This is a genomic window from Neisseria sp. HMSC070A01, from assembly GCF_001810165.1.
In the GTDB taxonomy this organism is placed as follows: domain Bacteria; phylum Pseudomonadota; class Gammaproteobacteria; order Burkholderiales; family Neisseriaceae; genus Neisseria.
In genome coordinates this window covers 40637-64450 of sequence record NZ_KV800125.1, presented here as the reverse complement: position 1 = coordinate 64450, position 23814 = coordinate 40637, and the positions used below count along the sequence as shown (strand labels likewise).

The window sequence follows — 23814 nt, the reverse complement described above, 5'->3', positions numbered from 1 at the left end:
AGGCCGTCTGAAAACAAGGTTTCAGACGGCCTTATTGTCAGCAAAAAATCACAAACAACCATCCAATAATCCTCACTTTATGTCGTCGCACCAATCCAATGCCATTTCGCCCAATCCTTCAAAAATAAACAAAAATAACTGAATAATCAGATATAAAATAAACAAAAGGACGGAAAGACGGCTTCTTCCGCCTTCTGTTCACAAGTAAAAATTGTCAACACTTGAAGTATAAATTCACAAGCAAAATCGCATTTTTCAGGTATAATAATGGATTCCCCAACTGCATTTTGTGAGCTGAATCCATGTCTGTTGTTCTGCCCTTGCGCGGTGTAACCGCCCTTTCCGATTTCCGTGTTGAAAAACTCTTTCAAAAAGCAGCCGCACTCGGCCTGCCCGAAGTCAAATTAAGCAGCGAATTTTGGTATTTTGTCGGTAGCGAAAAAGCACTTGATGCCGCGACAGTCGAAAAACTGCAAGCCTTACTGGCGGCGCAAAGCGTTGAACAAACGCCCAAAGCGCGCGAGGGCTTGCATTTATTTTTGGTAACACCCCGTTTGGGTACCATTTCGCCTTGGGCTTCCAAAGCAACCAATATCGCCGAAAACTGTGGTTTGGAAGGCATTGAGCGCATCGAACGCGGCATGGCCGTATGGTTGGAAGGTGCGCTTACCGACGGGCAAAAACAACAATGGGCAGCCCTGTTGCACGACCGCATGACCGAAAGCGTGTTGACCGACATCGATGCAGCGGCGCAACTGTTCCACCACATCCAATCGGAAACCTTCTCCAGCGTAGATGTATTGGGCGGCGGTAAAGAGGCATTGGTCAAAGCCAATACCGAAATGGGTTTGGCGCTTTCAGCCGACGAAATCGATTATCTGGTTGAAAACTATCAGGCTTTAAACCGTAATCCGTCCGATGTTGAATTGATGATGTTCGCTCAGGCAAACAGCGAACACTGCCGCCACAAAATCTTCAACGCCGACTTCATCCTCAACGGCGAAAAACAACCGAAATCGCTCTTCGGCATGATTCGCGACACGCACAACGCGCATCCCGAAGGCACAGTCGTTGCCTATAAAGACAATTCGTCCGTAATCGAAGGCGCGAAAATCGAGCGTTTCTATCCGAATGCGGCGGAAAACCAAGGCTATCGTTTCCACGAAGAAGATACCCATATCATCATGAAAGTGGAAACGCACAACCACCCGACCGCCATCGCGCCGTTTGCGGGCGCGGCAACGGGTGCAGGCGGTGAAATCCGTGATGAAGGCGCAACGGGCAAAGGCTCACGTCCGAAAGCAGGCTTGACCGGCTTTACCGTCTCCAACCTGAATATCCCGGGCCTGGAGCAGCCTTGGGAACAAGCCTACGGCAAACCCGGCCATATTGCTTCCCCTTTAGACATCATGATCGAAGGCCCGATCGGCGGCGCAGCGTTCAACAACGAATTCGGCCGCCCGAACCTCTTGGGCTACTTCCGCACCTTTGAAGAAAAATTTGACGGCCAAGTCCGCGGCTATCACAAACCGATTATGATTGCTGGTGGCTTGGGCAGCATTCAGGCACAACAAACACACAAAGACGAAATCCCCGAAGGCGCCTTGCTGATCCAACTAGGCGGCCCGGGCATGCTCATCGGCTTGGGCGGCGGCGCGGCTTCTTCAATGAACACCGGTACAAATGACGCGTCTTTGGACTTCAACTCCGTACAACGCGGCAACCCCGAAATCGAACGCCGCGCGCAAGAAGTCATCGACCGCTGCTGGCAGCTCGGCGACAAAAACCCGATTATCTCTATCCACGACGTCGGCGCGGGCGGTCTGTCCAACGCCTTCCCCGAATTGGTCAACGATGCCGGACGCGGTGCGGTATTCAAGCTGCGCGAAGTGCCGCTGGAAGAACACGGCCTCAGTCCATTGCAGATTTGGTGTAACGAATCGCAAGAGCGTTATGTGTTATCGATTTTGGAAAAAGATTTGGACACCTTCCGCGCCATCTGCGAACGCGAACGCTGCCCGTTTGCCGTAGTCGGCACGGCGACCGACGACGGTCATTTGAAGGTACGCGACGATTTGTTCTCCAACAATCCTGTCGATTTACCGTTGAACGTTTTGCTCGGCAAACCGCCCAAAACCACGCGCACCGACAAAACAGTTACGCCGTCTGAAAAACCGTTTAACGCCGGCGATATCGACATTACCGAAGCCGCCTACCGCGTTTTGCGCCTGCCTACCGTAGCCGCTAAAAACTTCCTGATTACCATCGGCGACCGCAGCGTCGGCGGCATGACCCACCGCGACCAAATGGTCGGCAAATACCAAACGCCCGTAGCCGACTGCGCCGTTACCATGATGGGCTTCAACACCTATCGCGGCGAAGCGATGTCTATGGGCGAAAAACCGACCGTCGCCCTGTTTGACGCACCTGCTTCAGGCAGAATGTGTGTCGGCGAAGCTATCACCAACATCGCGGCGGTCAACATCGGCGACATCGGCAACATCAAACTTTCCGCCAACTGGATGGCGGCGTGCGGCAATGAGGGCGAAGACGAAAAACTCTACCGCACCGTCGAAGCGGTTTCCAAAGCCTGTCAGGCATTGGATTTGAGCATTCCCGTAGGCAAAGACAGCCTGTCGATGAAAACCGTGTGGCAGGACGGCGAAGAGAAAAAATCCGTCGTTTCGCCGTTGAGCCTAATTATTTCTGCGTTCGCGCCAGTGGAAGACGTACGCAAGACTGTTACACCCGTATTAAAAGACAATGCCAATTCGTTCGCTATTCTGCTGATGATTGACTTAGGCAACAACAAGTGCCGTATGGGTGGTTCTGCACTGGCTCAAGTGTATAACCGAAGCGGCGGCGAAGCACCTGATATTGATGCAGGCCGTCTGAAAGCATTTTATCAGTTAATTCAGCAACTCGTTCAAGAAGATAAGTTGCTGGCCTACCACGACCGCAGCGACGGCGGTTTGTTTGTGACTCTGGCAGAAATGGCATTTGCTTCTCGCCGTGGCATGAATCTCGACCTGCTGACAATGGTAAGTAAAAATATTAACGTTCAAAACGAGTATTACTCGCCTCAAGAATGGCAAAAATTTGTCCTAACTACCCTGTTTAATGAAGAATTAGGAGCCGTTATTGCTGTTCACGCTGCCGACCACGAATATATTTCTAATTTGTGCGAGAAACTGAATCTCACACTGCACCATTTGGGAGAGTTTACCGACAGCGGCCATATGGTCATCAATGCAGGAGAAGAAATTTTCAATCAATCCCTTACCGACCTGCAACGCGCATGGCAGGAAACCAGCCACGCCATCCAACGCCTGCGCGACAACCCTGCCTGCGCCGACAGCGAGTTTGCCCTGATTGGCGACAACGAACGCAGCGCATTGTTTGCCGACGTGAAATTCGACGTAAAAGAAGACATCGCCGCGCCGTTTATCAACAGCGGCGCGAAACCCAAAATCGCCATCCTGCGCGAACAGGGTGTAAACGGACAAATCGAAATGGCCGCCGCGTTTACCCGCGCCGGATTCGATGCCTACGACGTGCATATGTCCGACCTGATGGCAGGCCGCGTCCACCTTGCCGACTTCAAAATGCTGGCGGCGTGCGGCGGCTTCAGCTACGGCGACGTACTCGGCGCAGGCGAAGGCTGGGCGAAATCGATTCTGTTCCACCCTGCTCTGCGCGACCAATTTGCCGCCTTCTTTGCCGATCCGAACACGCTGACATTGGGCGTGTGCAACGGCTGTCAAATGGTCAGCAACCTTGCCGAAATCATCCCCGGCACGGCAGGCTGGCCGAAGTTCAAACGCAACCTGAGCGAACAGTTCGAAGCGCGCCTGAGTATGGTTCACGTCCCCCAATCAGCTTCCCTGATCCTGAACGAAATGCAAGGCTCCAGCCTGCCCGTCGTCGTCAGCCACGGCGAAGGCCGCGCCGACTTCGCGCTTCACGGCGGCAATATTTCTGCCGATTTGGGTATTGCGCTGCAATATGTGGACGGTCAAAACAAAGTGACCCAAACTTATCCGCTCAACCCTAACGGCTCGCCGCAAGGCATCGCCGGTGTGACCAACACCGACGGCCGCGTTACCATCATGATGCCGCATCCGGAACGCGTGTACCGTGCCGCACAAATGAGCTGGAAACCGGAAGACTGGACGGAACTGTCCGGCTGGTACCGCCTCTTCGCCGGAGCAAGGAAGGCTTTGGGTTAACCGGCAGGCTGATTTGATTCGGCTTTAAAGAAAAGGTCGTCTGAAAACGATTTAGCGGATTCTGCTATATCTATTTTCAGACGACCTTTATATGTTCTTTTGCGTATAAGACCGAGCCGACCGCCGTCATTCCCGCGCAGGCGGGAATCCAGACCTCTGTATTTCAGAAATATTTAAAGATTACTGTAAATCCAAACTTCTGGATTCCCGCCTGCGCGGGAATGACGGCCTAGATTTTTTGTCCCGAACCTATATATACAAACAAACTTAATTGAATCTATAGAAAAGATTTGGAGAAACTTATGTCTGATATAAAAATTTTTAAAGATATGCCAGATGATGACTATATTAAATGGATTGATGAAAACCCAAATGGATTTGTATTAAATATACATAGGCGTAAAAACCCTTCTAATATTCATAAGAGTCATCCCAGAATACATTTTGCTAATTGTCACCACCTAAATGATAGACCGGGAGAAAGCACAACTGAAAAATATTTCAAAGTTTGCTCAAACTCCATTGAAGAACTTGAACAATGGAGCTGGATTGAATACCAAAAAGGACTAAATCCATGCAAAACCTGTAAGGATAAAGGGTTACCGTTAGAACAGCTCACAGGAATACCAAATTTTCAGGCAGCTTCTGCCTTATCCTTAAAATCTGATATAGACGAACTCGAAGAATGTTTAGCATCCGAAACCAATCCAGAAAAGCGAACCGAAATTGAGACTTTGATCAAAGCCCGTCTAGCGCAAGGAAAATTCCGGCAAGACGTACTCGAACTATATCCAAGCTGCCCGCTAACAGGTCTAAATATTCAATCTTTACTCATTGCCAGCCATATTAAACCTTGGAGTAAGTGCAACGATACAGAGCGTTTAGACCCCTCCAATGGTCTGATGCTCGCACCCAATATCGACGCATTATTCGATAGCGGTCTGATTACGTTTGAGACCGACGGGACGATAAAAATCAGTCCGAAAATCGATCCGGAAAATCAAAAGCGGCTTGGAATTTCTCCCAATATTAAATTGAAAATTCGACCGAAAAGCAAAAAATATTTCGAGTATCACCGCAACCATGTTTTCCAAAAAGAAGAATAAATAGTGTTGAACAGTCCGTTGATTTAAGGTCGTCTGAAAACGATTTAGCGAACCCCACTATATTTGTTTTCAGACGACCTTTTTGCGTCCTTTTGCGTATAAAGACCAAACCCGTCGCCGTCCTTCTGTATAATTCCCACTTTTAAACTATAATCAACATATTCAGACGGCCTTTCCCGACATTATGACTCGACAAGCCTTTATCCTCAGCGATTGCGAATTTTCCGAATGCGGAGAAAAGCCTTACGCCCTGTTGACCGCGAATCCGACGAAGGAACACCACTTCATCGCCCAGACCGAGCAGCGGCAGCATTCGCATAATCCGCAGGTCAGCCCGCAGAATCAAAACGTTTACCACCTGCCGCTGTCAATGTTCCATACTGGCGAAAAAAACCACGGCAAAGAACAAAACCGCAGCGAAGCGATAAGCGTCAACATCATCGGAAACTTGGCGGCGAAAAACCTCTATACGCTGACCTTTGTCGAAGACTCTGCCAACCAATACAATCTGGAAAGCTGGTTCAACCGTCATGAAAGCGGCTACGAAGAGGCCTGCAACCACCTGCGCACGCTGCCCGAAGGCCGTCTGAAAACAACTACGGCAAATGCCGATACCGTCAAAGTACCGGATGCCTTGTGGCGGATATTGCGGCTGAAATTCCTCGGTATCCTGCGCAATCCGCACAACCATAAAAACCTGTTTGCCCACCGCCTGCACCAAACACTTCGGGCGCGGCTGCCGGAAGTCGGTTTTGAATTTGTCCGCTTGATCAGCAAACGCGACCCCAAGCGCATCGAAACCATTATGCAGGACTACCGTTTCACCTTTCTCGGCTATGTTGATTGGCTGGGCGGGCTTTACGGTATGTTAAGCGAAGGCGTGGCGCAGCCGTCGTTGTTTGAGAGGTTGTTTTGTAATATCTTTGCCGAACCCGAAGCCGTGAAAATCGAATTGTTCCGCTATCCGGAAAACACGGGGCTGTGCCTGTTTGGCGACAGCAGTTTCTGCCTGCAAGCCTCGGCCAAGCTATTGAGCGTCGGCGTCAATATTTCGCACGATATGTTTGCCATCGTCCATCTGCAAACCGGCCGTTGGCACGCGTTTAAAAACACCTTTCATCACGACGCGCCCAAACTGCAAGGCCAAGTGCGGATTATTGACGGCGACCAAACTCAAAGATTGCTGTTCAACCGACTGTGCATCCAGCAAGCCTATGAAGCCGTGTTCGGCCAAAGCCCGAATATCAAAGATTATTTAGAGGCCGTCTGAAACCCCAAACCAGAAGAAAGCATATGAAAATCACACCAATCCAAGCCCTAAACGACAACTACATCTGGATGATTCAAGAAGGCAATCATGCCGTCTGCGTCGATCCGTCCGATGCCACGCCGGTCTTAAAATTCCTTGTTCACAACCACTTGATGCTGGCGCAAATATGGATTACCCATCCCCATCATGACCATACCGGCGGCGCAAAAGCGCTGCACAACGGCTTCTTAGAATCCCCAATCTATGGCGAAAGCGACATCGACGTGGCGACGCATACCGTCACAGCAGGCACGCAGTTCCCGTTTGGCGAAGGCTTGGTTACCGTCTGGGCGACCCCCGGCCATACCGACCGCCACATCAGCTATCTGTTGGAAAATTCAGACGGCCTGCACGTTTTCTGCGGCGATACCTTGTTCTCCGCCGGTTGCGGCCGCGTATTCACCGGCACAATCGAGCAGCTTTACGACAGCTTCCACCGATTCAACCAGCTGCCCGAAGGAACACTATTTTATCCGGCGCACGAATACACCGCCTCCAATCTGCGCTTTGCCCAACATATCGAGCCGGACAACGCCGACATTCAGACGGCCTTGGCCGCAGCCGAACACACGCCGACACTGCCTGTCAGCCTGGCGCACGAACGCAAAGTCAATCCGTTTTTCCGCGTACACCTGCCCCAAGTTCGGGCACGCGCCGAAGAATTGAGCGGACGAAAATTAAACAGCGAACTCGAAGTCTTCGCCGCTTTGCGTGAATTGAAAAATCAATTTTGATTGGGCTTAGTCCCCAAAGAATAAGGCCGTCTGAACAAGCGTGAAACCTTGAATCACGCCTGTTCAGACGGCCTTAAAGCCTTCATCAATATCATAACCATAAAAGCATAAGCCTACGGCTGCTTTTTATGTTTCACACATTCCGCAGCATATTGTTCGCCCCAACGGTGCATGGCTTCGATCACAGGCATCAGCGTCCGCCCAAATTCAGTCAGCGAATACTCTACCTTCGGCGGTACCTGCGGATACACTTCCCGATGAACGATACCGTCGTTTTCCAATTCGCGCAGCTGCAACGTCAGCATCCGCTGGGTAATACCTGCCAACAAACGCTGCAACTCATTGAAGCGACGGGTTTCGCTATTTAAATAATATAAAATCAATACCTTCCATTTACCGCCGATAATATCCAAAGTATTGACGACCGGACAGCAAGAGCCGTGTGCGTGTACTGTTTCCGACATACAAAATCTCCAAACCACAGTATAAAAAATGTGCGTATTTGTTATAAAGTTTGTACCCCCTATAATACAATCATTCCGTAACAAAAGGCCATCTGAAAGGCTTCAGACGCCATAAAAAGAAGGAACTTTATCATGCGCAACATCAAACAAATCTACCGAGCCGACAGCCAACACTGGGTAGGCAACGGATTCCTCGTGCAACCTTTGTTCTCCCACATGGCTGACGACCGCTGCACCAATCCATTCCTGATGTTGGACTATGCTGCGCCATATGAATTTGCACCCAACGAAACGCACGGTCCGCGCGGTGTCGGACAACATCCGCACAAAGGCTTTGAAACCGTTACCATCGCCTACCACGGCGAAGTGGCACACCGCGACTCCAGCGGAGGCGGCGGCATTATTTACGAAGGCGACGTGCAATGGATGACCGCAGGTTCAGGCATCATTCATGAAGAATTCCACTCTGAAAACTTCAGCAAAAAAGGCGGACTCTTTGAAATGGTGCAACTCTGGGTCAACCTGCCGGCCAAAGACAAAAATACTCCGCCACGCTATCAGCATCTTGCCAAAGCAAATATTCCCGTCGTCAAATTTCCCAACGAAGCCGGCTACTTACGCCTGATTGCAGGCGAACATGACGACGTAAAAGGCGCGACGGACACGTTCACCGAAATGAATGTTTGGGATATTGTGCTCCATGCCAATAAAGAAGCCGAGTTGGAAATACCTGACAATCACAATCTGTCTATGGTTGTCCTGCGCGGAACGGTTACGTTTAATGGCAATGAACAGGCAACAGCCGGAGAATTGGTCAATTTTGAGCAAACCGGCGGTAAAGTGCGCGCGAAAGCCGGTAGCGAAGAAGTCAAAATCTTGCTGCTTTCCGGCGTTCCGATTGATGAACCCGTAGTCGGCTACGGCCCATTTGTGATGAATACTGCTGAAGAAATCCGACAAGCCGTTAGCGATTTTAAAAGCGGAAAATTCGGCCGTATTGATTAAGGTATTTGCTGAGTTTGCTTAAACCGCTAACGGAAAGTTTGCTGATTGATTTCATTGTATGCGTTAACTAAGCTCATCAGTGCAAAAAGGCCGTCTGAACAATATCTGTTCAGACGGCCTTTATTATTTAGGGATTATTCCCATTCAATCGTGGCAGGCGGTTTGCCGCTGACATCATAAACCACGCGGTTGATACCTTTGACTTCGTTGATGATGCGGTTGGACACACGGCCAAGCAGCGAGTATGGCAGCTCTGCCCAGTGCGCAGTCATAAAGTCGCTGGTAATCACGGCACGCAAGGCAACGACGTAATCGTATGTGCGGCCGTCGCCCATCACGCCGACGGATTTCACAGGCAGGAATACGGCAAAGGCTTGGCTGGTCAGGTCGTACCAAGATGTACCGTTTTCATCGGTGGTGTTGCGCAATTCTTGGATGAAAATGTCGTCCGCCTGACGGAGCAAGTCGGCGTATTCTTTTTTCACTTCACCCAAGATACGCACGCCCAAACCCGGGCCCGGGAACGGATGACGGTACACCATTTCACGAGGCAGACCCAAAGCGACGCCCAATTCGCGCACTTCGTCTTTGAACAAGTCGCGCAACGGCTCAAGCAATTTGAGTTTCATGTTTTCAGGCAGGCCGCCGACATTGTGGTGCGATTTGATGGCGTGGGCTTTTTTGGTTTTCGCGCCTGCGGATTCGATTACGTCAGGGTAAATCGTACCTTGTGCCAACCATTTGGCGTTGGTGAGTTTTTTCTCTTCAGCGTCAAAGACTTCAATAAATTCCGCACCGATGATTTTGCGTTTTTTCTCGGGATCGGTCACGCCGGCAAGTTTCGCCAAAAACTGCTCTTCGGCATCAACGTGAATCACGCGTACGCCCAAGTTGCGGGCAAACATGTCCATCACCATTTTGCCTTCGTTCAGGCGCAACAGGCCGTGGTCAACAAACACACAGGTCAGTTGGTCGCCGATGGCACGGTGAATCAGCGCCGCCGCTACGGAAGAGTCCACGCCACCGGACAAACCTAAAATCACTTCGTCGTTGCCGACTTGTTCGCGGATTTTGGCAACGGCTTCTTCGATGTAGTTCGGCATGGTCCAGCTTGGTTGTGCGCCGCAAATATCCAAGACAAAGCGGTTCAACAACGCGCGGCCTTGTTTGGTATGGGTCACTTCAGGGTGGAATTGGATGCCGTAGAATTGTTTCTCAGCGTTTTCCATCATGGCAATCGGGCAAGACGGCGTATCGCCGATGACGGAGAAGCCGGTAGGCAGTTTGGAAACTTTATCGCCATGGCTCATCCAAACGTCGAGCGTATTAGGAGCATCATCTTGAATGCCGCGTGTCAGCTCGCTGTCGATGGTTTTCACTTGCGCATAACCGAATTCACGTTGGTTGCCCGGGCTAACTTCGCCGCCCAAGTGGTGCGCCATAAATTGCATACCGTAGCAAATGCCCAAAACCGGAATACCCAAATCAAAAATACCGGTATCGGCTTGATAATCGGATTCGTAAACGGAATTGGGGCCGCCGGAGAGGATGATGCCTTTTGGATTGAAGGCTTTGATTTCTTCCAAAGGCATGTCGAAAGAATGCAGTTCGCAGTAAACGTGGGCTTCGCGCACGCGGCGGGCGATCAGCTGGGTAACTTGCGAGCCGAAGTCGAGGATGAGGATTTTGTCTTGGGTCATGGCGGAAACTTTGCAAAATGTAAGAAAACGGTGCGGCCGGGAGGGTAAATTTCAAATTTAAACCACAATAAAAAAGGCCGTCTGAATCGGCGGATTATACCATTGTTCAGACGGCCTTTATAGGGTAAAACCTAAATCTCTCATCTTTCTATTTTGTGTGTTTCTCAGGAATCATATCGCTGCGCGAGAGCAACAGCAGACAACCCAACACGACCATGCCGATGGCCAGCAACGGCGAGAGGTAAATCCAGTAGCTCATGTGCAGATAAATAGCTGTACCGATATAAACCAGCATCGGTCCGGAAACGATGGACTGTTTGTTGATGCCGTCCATAATCAACACGGCAAAGCCCAAAATAATTAATGCGCCGGCAATCATTGTCGATGTCGCAGGCAAAATATCCGTGGCGCGTAAAAACCAAACTGCGCCAAAGATAATCAAAAATAAAGGCAGAAAAAGTGAAGGACGGGACATAACAACGCTCCGTAAAGGTTTCAGACGGCCTGTATTATTGGGTGCGCCGGTCATACAGACAAGATATAAAAATGCAATCTTGTGTGTGATTATGCAAAGGTTGGCACAACAAAAAGGCCGTCTGAACAACGGCAAACCGAAATCAAATATTTCAATTTATCCTGTTTCAGACGGCCTTTCAAATCATCAGGCTTTGCCGGTGCTGCCGAATCCGCCTTCGCCGCGCTCGCTGGCGGCAAACTCGTCCACGACTTTAAACGCGGCTTGGACAACCGGCACAATCACCATTTGCGCGATACGCTCCATCGGCTCGATGGTAAACGCTTCTTTACCACGGTTCCACAAGGAAACCTTCAATTCGCCTTGATAATCCGAGTCAATCAAACCGACCAAATTGCCCAAAACAATACCGTGTTTATGACCCAAACCGGAACGCGGCAGCAAAACGGCTGCATACGCAGGGTTGGCCAAATGCACAGCCAAACCGGTCGGCACGAGATACACATCGCCCGGTTGCAATACAACGGCTTCATCCAAGCAGGCACGCAAGTCCAAACCGGCAGAACCAGGCGTTGCATAAGCAGGCAGGGAATCGGCCATTTTCGGATTTAAGATTTTCAGTTCGACTTCGGTTTGCATGACAGGACTCCGTATTGTTCTATATTGGAAAGGGCTACGATTATACACAATGCCCTTGAGGCCGTCTGAAAAAACGGAGTATGATTCGGTCAAACCTAAGGAGAAAAATCATGGATCTGCACAATATCCGCGAAGATTACAGCAAACGCGAGCTGTCGGAAGCCGAATGCCACGCCGACCCGATTGTCCAATTCGAGCAATGGCTGAACGAAGCGATTCACGCCGAAGTCAACGAGCCGACCGCGGTCAACGTTGCCGCTGTGGGCGAAGACGGCAGGCCCAACAGCCGCATGGTGCTGCTAAAAGAAGTCAACCCCAAAGGCTTTGTTTTCTTTACCAATTACCACAGCCGCAAAGGCCGCTCCTATACGGCACACCCTTTTGCCGCCATGACTTTTTTCTGGCCGGAACTCGAGCGCCAAGTGCGCATTGAAGGACGCATTGAAAAACTCGACGCCGCCGCTTCGGACGAATATTTTGAAAGCCGCCCGTATACCAGCCGTATCGGCGCATGGGCAAGCGCGCAAAGCGAAGTGATTTCCAGCAAAGCCGTTTTGGTGGCCAAAGCCGCAGCCGTCGGCGTCAAACATCCCCTGCATGTTCCCCGTCCTCCGCATTGGGGCGGATACCTCGTTATTCCCGACCGCATCGAATTCTGGCAAGGCCGCCCCAGCCGCCTGCATGACCGCATCCAATACCGCCTGGTTGACGGCAACTGGATACGCGAACGCCTTTCGCCATAATTTTCGGATTTTCAAACAAAAATTTACTGGTTGAGTTACAATACAGCCTTTCATCGGCAGGCCGTCTGAATCTGATTTTCAGACGGCCTTTTCCCCCAATCCAACCCCTGCCGCAACTGCCGCAGAAGAACCGCTTTTTCAAGCGAGTTAGGAAAAATCATGTCCAAACAGCCTTCCAGCAAACGCCAATGGCGCGACGGCGTATCATCTGCCGCCAAGAAACCTTCCAAACCGGCCAAATCCTTCGCCAATAAAAAACGTCCAGACAACGAACGCAAAACATCAGGCAAACCTTACGGCCAAAAAGTTTCAGACGGCCCTAAAGCTCAAAATACCGCGCCAAAACAACGTGCCGCCAAAGCCAAAAAACTGGTTGTCCGCAATCCCAACCAAAAAATCATGGAGCACGCCCGCGATTTGAAAGAACGCCGCAGCGACCTTTCCCGCTTCGAACCCGAGCGCCTGCAAAAAGTCCTGGCCGCTTCCGGCGTCGGCTCTCGTCGCGAAATGGAAGAATGGATCAGCAACGGCTGGGTAACGGTCAACGGCCGCGTCGCCCAACTGGGCGACAAAGTCACCCCCGACGACCACGTTACCGTCAAAGGCAGCATTATCAAACTCAAATGGGCAGACCGCCTGCCGCGCATCATCCTCTACTACAAACAAGAAGGCGAAATCGTTTCCCGCGACGACCCGCAAGGCCGCATCAGCATTTTCGACCGCCTGCCGCAAGCAGCCAGCAGTCGCTGGGTGGCTATCGGCCGTTTGGACATCAATACCAGCGGCCTTTTGATTCTAACCACTTCAGGCGAACTCGTTCAACGCTTTGCCCACCCCAGCTTTGAAGTCGAACGCGAATACGCCGTGCGCGTATTGGGCGAGTTGACCACCGAACAAATGCGCGTCCTGACCGAAGAAGGCGTCATGCTCGAAGACGGTTTGGCAAAAGTCGAACGCATCTACGAACAAGGCGGCGAAGGCGCAAACAAATGGTACAACGTCGTCATCAAAGAAGGTCGCAACCGTGAAGTACGCCGCATTTTTGAAAGCCAAGGCCTGACCGTCAGCCGCCTCGTCCGCGTAGGCTTCGGCCCTATCGGCCTGCCAAACCGCCTCAAACGCGGCCAGTTCTACGAACTCAATCCGGCAGAAGTCGCCAACATCATCAAATGGGCGGACATGCTGCTGCCGGGTGAACGTCGCCGGAAGAAAAGTTAATGTAAGATAAATCGGGGCTGAGGCCTTTACAAAATCGTCTCAGCCCGACAAAATCTTGCCTAAGTCATAAAAATAGTGGGTTAAGTTTAGACCAGTACCGCGTTGCTCCGCCTTGTCCTGATTTAAACTTAACCCACTATTCACACATTAAAATTCAAAAAAAGTGACTCAGCACCAGCGTTAACTCTGCCAATACACTGCCATCAACACTTTTAACAATCAGCAAGAGATATTTCTATGGAGCTCGAATCATGCCCCGTTTTTTCCTAAAAACCGTTTCCATACTCACTTTGGCAGCTTTAACCGCGTGTTCCGGCCCACTCGACCGTTCAGACTCGTCAACCGAAAATCTTCATGGCGCACCGGACTCAGCATTGCCTGCTACTGCCGTTGCTGAAGAAAATCTGTCTCTTACAGAAAACACCGAACGCTACCAAGACCAACCCGATCAACCGGTCAAATCCGTTGCCCAAGAACCTGTTTCCACATTCAGCATCGATGTCGATACCGGCAGCTACGCCAACGTCCGCCGATTTCTGAACAGCGGCAAACAGCCGCCCAAAGATGCCGTGCGCATTGAGGAAATCATCAATTATTTCCCTTACAACTACCCACTGCCTACTGACGGCCGCCCATTTGCCGTTCACACTGAAACCATTGATTCTCCATGGCAACCGGAAGCCAAGCTGATCAAAATCGGCATTCAAGCACAAGACACGGCAAAGAAAGACCTGCCGCCCGCCAATCTTGTGTTCCTCGTGGACGTATCCGGCAGTATGGATGAAGAAAATAAACTTCCGTTGGTTCAAAAAACGTTGCGTATCTTGACCCAACAATTACGCCCGCAGGACAAGGTTACACTGATTACCTATTCATCAGGCGAAGAGCTGGTGCTTCCGCCCACATCAGGTTCAGATAAAGAAACCATCCTGAAGGCCATCGACAAGCTGAAAGCCGAAGGCTCGACTTCGGGCGAATCCGCTTTACGCATGGCATACGAAGAAGCGCAAAAAGCCTTTGTACCTAACGGCATCAACCGTATCCTGCTGGCGACCGATGGCGACTTTAACGTTGGCGTATCTGATACCGAAACCCTCAAATCCATGGTTGCCGAAAAACGTAAAACCGGTATTTCACTCAGTACGCTAGGCTTTGGTACGGACAATTACAACGAAGACATGATGGAACAAATTGCTGATGCAGGCGACGGTAATTACAGCTATATCGACAACGAAAAAGAAGCGAAAAAAGTTTTACAGCAACAACTGACTTCCACGCTCGCCACCGTAGCGCAGGATGTCAAAATCCAAGTCGAATTCAATCCTGCCACTGTCAAAGAATACCGCTTGGTCGGCTACACCAACCGTACCCTGCGCAATGAAGACTTCAATAATGACAAAGTAGATGCGGGCGATATCGGCTCAGGCCACAGCGTGACCGCCATTTATGAAATCATTCCGGCAGGAAAAACCGGCTGGCTGAACGAATCACGCTATCAAAAAGCCCCTGCCGCCAAAGGCAGTAAAAACGAATACGCCTTTGTCAAAGTCCGCTACAAACTGCCTGGGGAAAAAGACAGCAAGCTGATGGAACAAGCAATTCCCGTTGGCAGCAAACCGCTGGAGCAAGCCGATAAAGACACCCTGCTCGCCCTTGCCGCGGCTTCCTATGCCCAAGCCCTGCGCGGCGGCGAATACAACGGCAAACTTGGCTGGAGCGACATTGAAAAAATGGTACAGCAAGTCCAAGGCGATGATCCGTTTGAGCTGAAATCGGAATTTCTCCAATTGGTTCGCATTGCCGCCGGTAATGAAAAGCAATCAGGTCCTTTGGTTAAAGAATAAAACCTGAAAAAGGCCGTCTGAAAAACATTCAGACGGCCTTTTAATTACACTTTTTATTTTTCCGATTTCAACACACGTTGACGGCGGGTTTCGCTCAATACCATGCCTGCGCTGACGGAAACATTCATGCTCTCGACTGTGCCAAACATCGGAATCGATACCAGCATATCGCAATGTTCGCGCGTCAGACGGCGCATGCCTTCGCCTTCGTTGCCCATCACCCATGCCGCGCTGTCGGGTAAATCGCAGTGGTAAAGGTCTGAGTCGCCGCCCATGTCCGTACCGACAATCCAAATGCCGTATTCTTTCAGCTCACGCAAAGTACGGGCAAGATTGGTTACAGTAATATACGGCACGGTTTCCGCTGCGCCACAGGCAACTTTGCTGACGGTCGCATTCAGGCCGGCGCTTTTGTCTTTGGGTGCAATCACGGCATGCACGCCCATCGCATCGGCAGTACGCAGGCACGCGCCGAGGTTGTGCGGATCGGTAATGCCGTCCAATACCAGCAAAAACGGCGGTTCGCTCAGATTTTCCAACACATCTTCCAAGTGAACATGGTTTTTGGAAGCATCGATAAACCCGACCACGCCCTGATGACGCGCCCCTTTGCTGATGGCATTCAAGCGGTCGGCATCGGCAAAATGCACGCGTACGTTTTCAGAGGCTGCTTTATCCAATACATCGCGGGTGCGCGCATCGGATTTGCCCTCTTGGATATAGAGTTCGGTAATCGATTTCGGGTTTTGCCACAAACGGGCATTGACGGCGTGAAAGCCATAGATGAGTCGTTGGTTTGCCATGTTTTTGCTTTATCAAAAAATTCAGACGGCCATTATAACAAGTAAGGCCGTCTGAAAATTTTTTATTTCATCAAATAACCGAGTATGCCCGAAGCACCAACGCCGATTAATACCGTCACCAACATCGAAAACCGGCTGGCGGCCAATACCGTCAAAGCAATGGCAATCAGCTCATGCGGTTTGTCCGATACAAAATAAGGCGCAATCACGGAAATCAACACGCAGCCCGGCGCGGCCTCCATAACTACTTGCGCGCGACGGCTCAACGTACGGTTGCGCAATGCAAAAAAGCCGATTAATCGGGTCGAATAGGTTACGGCCAACATACTTAAAAACAGCAAAAACGATTGCAGCGACAACAAATCCTTCATTTTTGCTCTCCCAAAAAATACGCCGCCAACAAACCCGACAACGCTCCAGCCGGAACATACCATGCGCCATCCACGGTCAAATAAGTTGCGCACGCCACAATCAGGCTGACAAACCAAGGGCGTGAAGCCGCAAAGCTCTTCCACATACCGCGCAGCAACACCAAAAACACCGCAGGAAACGCCATGCCGAAGCCCCATGCCGCCACATCGCCGAACATCGGACCGACTGCCGCGCCAAACGCCGCAAAACCAATCCAAGTTACATACAAAATAAAGCACACGCCGGCATAAAACGGCATGTTGAACGCAGGCAAACCTGCCGCCTTACGCTTTTGAATTTCAGCAAACGCCATTGCCCAGCTTTCATCACACATCACAAACAGCGCAGGCATCGCCTTTTTCAACGGCATATCCCTCATATACGGCGCAATCGCCGCACCCATCAGGATATGGCGCGAATTAATCATAAACGTTACCGTTGCAATCAGCAGAATCGGCAAAGGATTTGCCCATAAATTGACTGCGGCGAATTCCGAACCTCCGGCAAAATTCATGCCCGTCATCAGCAGCATTTCCAGCCAACTCATGCCCTTCTGCCCGCCCTGCATACCCAAAATCAGCGCCCACGGCAACAGGCCGATCAGCATAGGGGAACATTCTTTAATGCCGCGCAGAAACTCAGACTGCGGGGAAATAGTATGACTCATTTTAATTGAAACGGTTTATCAAAAAGAAGCGACGTATTATAAAGCATGCCGTCTGAACAAGGGTATAATACGGAAAAATAGATTTATTTACGGAAACCGATATGACCCACACCGTCCATCTGCAGTTTGAAGAAATTGACAATACCGTGTTGCAACGCCTGTGCGGCGCGCTCGACAGCAATCTCGAAGCCTTAGGCAAAGCCCTTGATATCCAAATCAGCCGCCGCTTCGAACATTTCACCTTCATGGGCGAACTGGCACACGCCGGCCGCCGTGCCTTGCTATCGCTTGCCGAAGCCGCAGAAAAAGGCGACTTGGACGACAACGCCATCAGCCTCGCGGCCGTTGAAGCCAAAACCGCAGATGAAAAACACGAAGAAAAACACCACGACCAACAATACTATTTCCGCACTAAACGCGGCAGCATCGGCGGCCGCACACCGCGCCAAAACGGCTATATCCGCGCCTTGCTCAACCACGATGTCGTGTTCGGTTTAGGCCCTGCCGGTACAGGCAAAACCTATCTTGCCGTTGCCGCCGCAGTTGATGCCATGGAAAAACACCAAATCGAACGCATCGTTTTGGTGCGCCCTGCAGTCGAAGCAGGCGAAAAATTAGGCTTCCTGCCGGGCGATTTAGCGCAAAAAGTCGATCCCTACCTGCGACCGCTTTATGATGCGCTTTATGACTTGATGGGCTTTGACCGCGTAACCAAACTGATGGAAAAAGGTTTGATTGAAATTGCGCCGCTGGCCTATATGCGCGGCCGTACCTTAAATGGCGCGTATGTCATCTTGGACGAAGCGCAAAACACCACGCCCGAACAAATGAAAATGTTCCTAACCCGTATCGGCTTCGGTGCCAAAGCAGTCATTACCGGCGACATCAGCCAAATCGACCTGCCGCGCAACATCAAATCCGGCTTGAAAGATGCACGCGAAAAACTGCGCGACGTAGAAGGCCTGTATTTCCACACCTTCACCAGCGAAGACGTTGTCCGCCATCCATTGGTACAGAAAATCGTCGAAGCCTATGAAGCTGCCGAAGAACAAGCTGAAAAGAAAAACGACGAATAATCTTTTCAAACACTGAAGGCCGTCTGAAAATCAAATTTCAGACGGCCTTCCTACATCATTCGGCACATAATACTGCTATAATCCGAAAACCAAGTAAAACAACGACTTCAAAAGGAAAAATATGACCCTCAAGCCACCCGTCCGAATCGCCGTTACCGGCGCGGCAGGGCAAATCGCCTACGCCACCCTCTTCCGTATCGCCGGCGGCATCATGCTCGGACGCGACCAACCCGTTATCCTGCAACTGCTCGACCTGCCGCAGGCGCAACAAGCATTGCGCGGTGTGATTATGGAAATGCAGGATTGCGCCTTCCCCCTCTTAGCCGACATCTTCGCTACAGACGATCCCGAAGTCGCCTTCAAAGATGCCGACATCGCCCTCTTGATTGGTGCGCGCCCGCGTACGCAAGGCATGGAACGCGCCGACCTGCTGCATGCCAACGCCGAAATTTTCAAAATACAAGGCGCGGCGTTGAACAAAGTTGCCCATCGCAACGTCAAAGTCCTCGTCGTCGGCAACCCGGCCAATACCAACGCCTACATCGCCATGAAGTCCGCACCCGACATCCCGCCGGAAAACTTCACCGCCCTGATGCGCCTCGACCACCACCGCGCCGTCAGCCAAATTGCCGAAAAAATCAACCGCCCGATTCCTTCCATCGAGCAAATGTGCGTCTGGGGCAACCACAGCCCGACCATGTACGCCGACTACCGCTACGCCACCAGCAACGGCGAGTCCGTCCAAGACATGATTACCGAACCCGACTGGAACACCGAAGTCTTCATGCCGAAAATCGCCGGACGCGGTGCAGCCATTATCGCCGCACGCGGCTCATCATCCGCAGCCTCCGCCGCCAATGCCGCCATCTACCACCTGCGCGACTGGCTGCTCGGCAGCAGCGGCAAATGGGTAACGATGGGCGTTCCATCCGATGGCTCTTACGGCATTCCCGAAGGTTTGGTTTTCGGCTTCCCCGTCATTTGCGACGCAGGCAGCTACCGCATCGTCCAAGGCTTAGATTTGTCGGACGAATTCAGCCAAAAACGTATTGCAGCCACGCTGGCCGAATTGGAAGAAGAGCGTTCAGCCATCCAAGATCTACTCTAAAACAAAGGCCGTCTGAAAACCAAATTTCAGACGGCCTAAATAATTAAATGCCCATTCTACAATCATTTTTAAAAGCTAGAATGGAACTCTTTGTCCTTATTTATCTTTAAGATGCCATTGACCTGCCGGTGTACAACCGCCGCCACTACCGCCGACAGCATAATGATCACAATTCGGATCAAGCCGTTTCCCTTGAGAATATGAGCCATTTGACAAACCGTCCCCATTAAAGGAACTGCATGCGCCGATAAAAGCTACGCAAAACAGGATTAAAAATTTCTTCAACATTCACATCACCTTTTTTATAAAAGTCACACCACAAAATTGCAGCCTAGATAAAGTTCCCACGCTATCGATATGAGCCACACTGTGTGAGCAAAAAAACAATCCTTCCTTGCTCACGGTTGTATTATCCAAAATTTCCGCTGCCATCACTCAAAAAACTACAGCTAGAAACTTGAAATACACATCCAACAAGATTAAAAACATCAAAATAGTTATCAAACTAATTTTATAAACATGTGACAAAATTTTTGCAACTTTGTTTCTTATGGTTTTGCTTTTTATAAAGATCGTTCTCACAATATGAAAATTATCCGATACCTTTTCTGCGTTTAAAAAAGGCCGTCTGAAAACCGAATTTCAGACGGCCTTTACTGTGTAAGCCTTATTCCGCTACATCAATACATAAATATTTCAATTCCAAATACTCATCCGCACCATATTTGCTCCCTTCACGTCCCAAACCACTGCGTTTCACGCCGCCAAACGGTGCCACTTCATTACTGATTAAGCCCGTATTGATGCCGACCATTCCGTATTCCAAGGCTTCGCCGACGCGCCACTGGCGGGCGGTGTCGGAGGTGAAAAGGTAAGCTGCCAAACCGTATTCCGTATTGTTGGCGGCTACGATGACTTCGGCTTCGGTTTCAAAACGGAACACCGGACACAACGGCCCGAAGGTTTCCTCGCGAGCTACCGCCATGTGCGCCGTAACACCACTTAAAACAGTCGGCTCAAAAAACGTTCCGCCCAATGCGCTGCGTTTGCCGCCGGTCAGGCAACTTGCGCCTTTAGCAAGCGCGTCGGCGATGTGCTGCTCGACTTTCTCCACCGCTTTTTTCTCAATCAACGGCCCTTGGTTTACGCCCTCTTCCAAGCCGTTGCCCAATTTGAGCGCCGCCACTTTTTCACTCAATCTGCGGCAAAATTCGTCGTAAATGCCGGATTGGGCGTAAACGCGGTTGGTGCAGACGCAGGTCTGACCGCTGTTACGGAACTTGCTGGCAAGTGCACCTTCGACAGCTTTGTCCAAATCGGCATCGTCAAACACGATAAACGGCGCATTGCCGCCCAGTTCCAAGCTGAGTTTTTTAATGTCCGCCGCACTGTCGGCAAAAATTTTCGCGCCGACTTCGGTTGAGCCGGTAAAGCTGATTTTGCGCACGGTCGGATTCGTGGCAAATTCATGACTGATTTCCGAAGCACTACCGCTGACAACAGGCAACAAATCCTGCGGCACGCCGGCTTCATAAGCCAAAACGACCAATGCATACGCACTCAAAGGCGTGAGCGATGCAGGTTTGACGATCATCGCGCAGCCTACCGCCAAAGCAGGTGCAGCCTTACGCGCAATCATTGCGGATGGGAAATTCCACGGCGTAATCGCGGCGGTAACACCGATAGGCTGTTTCAACACGACCAGTTTTTGCGATGCTTTCACACTCGTCAGCACATCGCCGTCAATCCGCCGCGCCTCTTCCGCAAACCAGCGTACAAATGAAGCCGCATAATCAATCTCGCCGCGCGCCTCGGTCAGGCTTTTGCCCTGCTCCATCGTCATGATGCGCGCCAGTTCTTCTTTGTTTTCCTTCATCAGAAAATACCAACGCCACAACACATCGGCGCGCTCTAACGCAGTTTTTGCCGCCCACAATTTTTGTGCCGCCTCCGCCTTCTGAATCAGAAGCTTCAGGCCGTCTGAATCGGTCTTACGGACAAACGCCAAAGCCTCACCTGTTGCAGGATTATCAACTTTAATAGCATTTGGAATCGGAGAAAAGGAAATATCGGAATGGTTGAGCAAGCGGACAAAATCTTTCATGAGAAACTAGCTTTCTAAAATCTGGAATATGTGTTCATTATCATATTCATACCATGAAAGCGCAACTGAATCGCAAAATAAGACAACAGCAAAGGCCGTCTGAATATCTTACAGACGGCCTTTGCTTTAGCTATATCATATCTATCTTAATAACGAATAAAATAAGATGATTGATACTCTACCTCAAAAGGATAGGACACATGTATGACAACAATTTGCTATAATACAAAACTCATTTTAACCCTCATTCGAAATTCCATTTTCAGACGGCCTTTGTCTGTTTATAAGGCCGTCTGAAATGTTTTCCGTCCATCCTCTTCTGCCGAACCATGATTCCATCTGATTTCATTGACGAGCTTTTGTCCAAAGTCGATATTGTCGATATTATCGACGAGCAGGTTCCACTGAAGAAAGGCGGGGCGAACTATATGGCCTGCTGTCCGTTTCACAAGGAAAAGACGCCGTCGTTTTCGGTCAGTCCGACCAAGCAGTTTTACCATTGTTTCAGTTGCGGGGCGCATGGTTCGGCGATTGGTTTTGTGATGGAGCATCAGGGGCTGTCGTTTCCGGAGGCGGTGCAGTTTTTGGCTGATCGCGTCGGTATGACGGTGCCTAAAGTGCGCGGGCAGGAAGACAATCCCGAAATCCGTGCCGAACGTAAGAAAAAACAGCAGACTTTGGAAGAAACAACGGCGGCGGCAGCGGATTTTTACGCGCAACAGTTGAAATTCAATCCGGCAGCGAAGGCTTATTTAGACAAACGCGGCTTGAGTGCGGAAGTCATCGCGCATTACGGTTTGGGCTATGCGCCCGACGGTTGGCAGCCTTTGGCGCAAGTATTTCAGCCCTATCCGAATACTGCGTTGGTGGATACGGGCATGGTCATTGATAACGAAGGCAAACATTACGACCGCTTTCGTCATCGGATTATGTTCCCTATCCGTAATCCGCGTGGGCAGGTCATCGGCTTTGGCGGCCGCGTATTGGACGACTCGAAACCCAAATACCTGAATTCTCCCGACACTCCTTTGTTCGATAAAGGGAAAAACCTTTACGGGCTATATGAAGGGCGTGCTGCCGTAAAAGAGGCCGGACGGATTTTGGTGGTCGAAGGCTACATGGACGTGGTCGCATTGGCGCAGTTCGGCATCGGCTACGGCGTAGCGGCTCTAGGTACGGCAACCACGGCGGAACATGTCAAAATCCTGATGCGTCAGGCCGACAGTATTTATTTTTGTTTTGACGGCGACGGCGCGGGACGTAAAGCGGCTTGGCGCGCGCTGGAAAATGCGTTGCCGCAATTAAAAGACGATAAATCGCTGCATTTTCTCTTCCTGCCCGAAGAACACGACCCCGACAGCTACATCCGCACCTATGGCAAGACGCAGTTTGAAGATGCCTTGTTAAACCAAAGCAAGCCCCTATCCGAATATTTTTGGGAACATCTTTCAGACGGCCTCAACCTCAATACACAAGAAGGCAAAGCAGAATTGGTCAAAACCAGTTCCCCGCTTTTAGCGCAAATTACCGCGCCGGCATTGGGCTATCTCCTGAAACAAAAACTCAGCGAGTTGGTGGGCATTGATCCTGACAACCTCGCCCAGTTACTCGGACAAGAAGCGCCCAAGCGGCACGTCAAACAAAAAAGTTACAAACTGCCGCCCATTTCTGTCAAACAGCCAACCATGCTGACACTGGTGCAAAGGCAAATACGCAGCCTCTTGATAAATCCGGCTTGGGCTTCATATATAGACCTGCCCGATTATCTGGCTTTAAGCGGCGACTTTGCCTGCCTTGCCAATCTGGCCGAAACCATCAAGAATCACGCCACGATTCCGGCAACGGCACAAGTGCTTGAATATATGCGCGGTTCGCCCTATGAGGAAACCGTCAATCAAATCTTTTTATCGACCCTTCACTCTGAAGAAATAGAAGGGGATGACGAAGAAGATTGCGAAAGTTTCCAAATCGGCATGAAAAAGTTGTTAAATGAATTAAAATACAGTCAAATCGAAACTTTAAAGCAAAAAAGTATTCAAACCGGTTTGACTGAAAATGAAAAAAGACTATTGCTGTCGCTTTTGACGGCAAAGCAAAACTAACCCCTCAGGCCGTCTGAACAATCTAAACACACGCTGCGAAGCATGACACGCAGAACACTCCATCCGTAATATTTTCA

General features: G+C 50.5%; 20 protein-coding genes. 11 read left to right on the top strand and 9 right to left on the bottom strand.

What is annotated here, in order from left to right:
* Positions 1-302 precede the first annotated feature (302 nt).
* From purL to gloB, 4 genes are all read left to right on the top strand, one after another.
* Complete coding sequence (gene purL / locus HMPREF2711_RS07300) at positions 303-4229, top strand: phosphoribosylformylglycinamidine synthase (protein ID WP_003746585.1); 3927 nt, start codon at positions 303-305, stop codon at positions 4227-4229.
* A 302-nt stretch (positions 4230-4531) separates the two neighbouring features.
* Positions 4532-5335, top strand: a complete 804-nt coding sequence (locus HMPREF2711_RS07295; protein ID WP_070615911.1) for an HNH endonuclease — start codon at positions 4532-4534, stop codon at positions 5333-5335.
* Positions 5336-5519: 184 nt separating this feature from the next.
* Positions 5520-6605 (top strand): hypothetical protein, encoded by a 1086-nt coding sequence (locus HMPREF2711_RS07290; RefSeq protein WP_003746582.1) that lies wholly within the window; start codon positions 5520-5522, stop codon positions 6603-6605.
* A 23-nt stretch (positions 6606-6628) separates the two neighbouring features.
* Positions 6629-7378, top strand: a complete 750-nt coding sequence (gene gloB / locus HMPREF2711_RS07285) for a hydroxyacylglutathione hydrolase (RefSeq protein WP_003746579.1) — start codon at positions 6629-6631, stop codon at positions 7376-7378.
* Positions 7379-7491: 113 nt separating this feature from the next.
* On the opposite strand, the gene HMPREF2711_RS07280 is transcribed toward gloB, so the two are convergent.
* Positions 7492-7842, bottom strand: coding sequence for a winged helix-turn-helix transcriptional regulator (locus tag HMPREF2711_RS07280; protein ID WP_036493631.1), 351 nt, complete (start codon positions 7840-7842; stop codon positions 7492-7494).
* A 132-nt stretch (positions 7843-7974) separates the two neighbouring features.
* Between HMPREF2711_RS07280 and HMPREF2711_RS07275 the strand changes: the two genes are divergently transcribed.
* Entirely contained in the window at positions 7975-8847 is an 873-nt protein-coding gene (locus tag HMPREF2711_RS07275) for a pirin family protein (protein WP_070615909.1), read from the top strand.
* Between the two features lie 134 nt (positions 8848-8981).
* Here the strand turns inward: HMPREF2711_RS07275 and guaA are convergent, their stop codons facing one another.
* The 3 genes from guaA to dut form a co-directional block, all read right to left on the bottom strand.
* Positions 8982-10547 carry a glutamine-hydrolyzing GMP synthase gene (gene guaA, locus HMPREF2711_RS07270; protein ID WP_003746573.1) on the bottom strand — a complete coding sequence of 522 codons (1566 nt, stop codon included), beginning with the start codon at positions 10545-10547 and terminating at the stop codon, positions 8982-8984.
* Between the two features lie 148 nt (positions 10548-10695).
* On the bottom strand, positions 10696-11022 hold the full coding sequence (locus HMPREF2711_RS07265) for a hypothetical protein (RefSeq protein ID WP_036493628.1): 327 nt from the start codon (positions 11020-11022) through the stop codon (positions 10696-10698).
* A gap of 186 nt (positions 11023-11208) precedes the next feature.
* Positions 11209-11661: a dUTP diphosphatase gene (dut, locus tag HMPREF2711_RS07260; RefSeq protein ID WP_003680707.1), complete on the bottom strand. Its 453-nt coding sequence runs from the start codon at positions 11659-11661 to the stop codon at positions 11209-11211.
* Between the two features lie 110 nt (positions 11662-11771).
* Here dut and pdxH point away from each other — a divergent pair, with 110 nt between their 5' ends.
* The 3 genes from pdxH (at position 11772) to HMPREF2711_RS07245 (ending at position 15466) form a co-directional block, all read left to right on the top strand.
* Positions 11772-12404 carry a pyridoxamine 5'-phosphate oxidase gene (gene pdxH / locus HMPREF2711_RS07255; RefSeq protein ID WP_036493623.1) on the top strand — a complete coding sequence of 211 codons (633 nt, stop codon included), beginning with the start codon at positions 11772-11774 and terminating at the stop codon, positions 12402-12404.
* Positions 12405-12563: 159 nt separating this feature from the next.
* Positions 12564-13622, top strand: a complete 1059-nt coding sequence (locus HMPREF2711_RS07250) for a pseudouridine synthase (RefSeq protein ID WP_003746566.1) — start codon at positions 12564-12566, stop codon at positions 13620-13622.
* A 251-nt stretch (positions 13623-13873) separates the two neighbouring features.
* Entirely contained in the window at positions 13874-15466 is a 1593-nt protein-coding gene (locus HMPREF2711_RS07245) for a vWA domain-containing protein (protein ID WP_003746564.1), read from the top strand.
* A gap of 53 nt (positions 15467-15519) precedes the next feature.
* Here HMPREF2711_RS07245 and rlmB read toward each other — a convergent pair whose 3' ends face one another.
* The 3 genes from rlmB to HMPREF2711_RS07230 form a co-directional block, all read right to left on the bottom strand.
* Positions 15520-16269: a 23S rRNA (guanosine(2251)-2'-O)-methyltransferase RlmB gene (gene rlmB, locus HMPREF2711_RS07240; RefSeq protein WP_003746563.1), complete on the bottom strand. Its 750-nt coding sequence runs from the start codon at positions 16267-16269 to the stop codon at positions 15520-15522.
* Positions 16270-16331: 62 nt separating this feature from the next.
* The gene (locus HMPREF2711_RS07235) at positions 16332-16640 is read right to left on the bottom strand and encodes an AzlD family protein (RefSeq protein WP_003746560.1); all 309 of its coding nucleotides are present in this window, start codon (positions 16638-16640) and stop codon (positions 16332-16334) included.
* Complete coding sequence (locus HMPREF2711_RS07230) at positions 16637-17347, bottom strand: AzlC family ABC transporter permease (RefSeq protein ID WP_003746558.1); 711 nt, start codon at positions 17345-17347, stop codon at positions 16637-16639. The genes HMPREF2711_RS07235 and HMPREF2711_RS07230 overlap by 4 nt, the downstream gene beginning before the upstream one ends.
* 101 nt (positions 17348-17448) lie before the next feature.
* Here HMPREF2711_RS07230 and HMPREF2711_RS07225 point away from each other — a divergent pair, with 101 nt between their 5' ends.
* Together HMPREF2711_RS07225 and HMPREF2711_RS07220 are read left to right on the top strand one after the other, a co-directional pair.
* Positions 17449-18423, top strand: coding sequence for a PhoH family protein (locus HMPREF2711_RS07225; RefSeq protein WP_003746557.1), 975 nt, complete (start codon positions 17449-17451; stop codon positions 18421-18423).
* 121 nt (positions 18424-18544) lie between these two features.
* On the top strand, positions 18545-19531 hold the full coding sequence (locus HMPREF2711_RS07220; RefSeq protein ID WP_003746555.1) for a malate dehydrogenase: 987 nt from the start codon (positions 18545-18547) through the stop codon (positions 19529-19531).
* Between the two features lie 96 nt (positions 19532-19627).
* On the opposite strand, the gene HMPREF2711_RS11125 is transcribed toward HMPREF2711_RS07220, so the two are convergent.
* Together HMPREF2711_RS11125 and HMPREF2711_RS07215 are read right to left on the bottom strand one after the other, a co-directional pair.
* The gene (locus tag HMPREF2711_RS11125) at positions 19628-19819 is read right to left on the bottom strand and encodes a hypothetical protein (protein ID WP_155811697.1); all 192 of its coding nucleotides are present in this window, start codon (positions 19817-19819) and stop codon (positions 19628-19630) included.
* A 379-nt stretch (positions 19820-20198) separates the two neighbouring features.
* Entirely contained in the window at positions 20199-21635 is a 1437-nt protein-coding gene (locus tag HMPREF2711_RS07215; RefSeq protein ID WP_003746550.1) for an NAD-dependent succinate-semialdehyde dehydrogenase, read from the bottom strand.
* A 329-nt stretch (positions 21636-21964) separates the two neighbouring features.
* Between HMPREF2711_RS07215 and dnaG the strand changes: the two genes are divergently transcribed.
* Positions 21965-23737 carry a DNA primase gene (gene dnaG, locus HMPREF2711_RS07210; RefSeq protein ID WP_070615907.1) on the top strand — a complete coding sequence of 591 codons (1773 nt, stop codon included), beginning with the start codon at positions 21965-21967 and terminating at the stop codon, positions 23735-23737.
* Positions 23738-23814 lie beyond the last annotated feature (77 nt).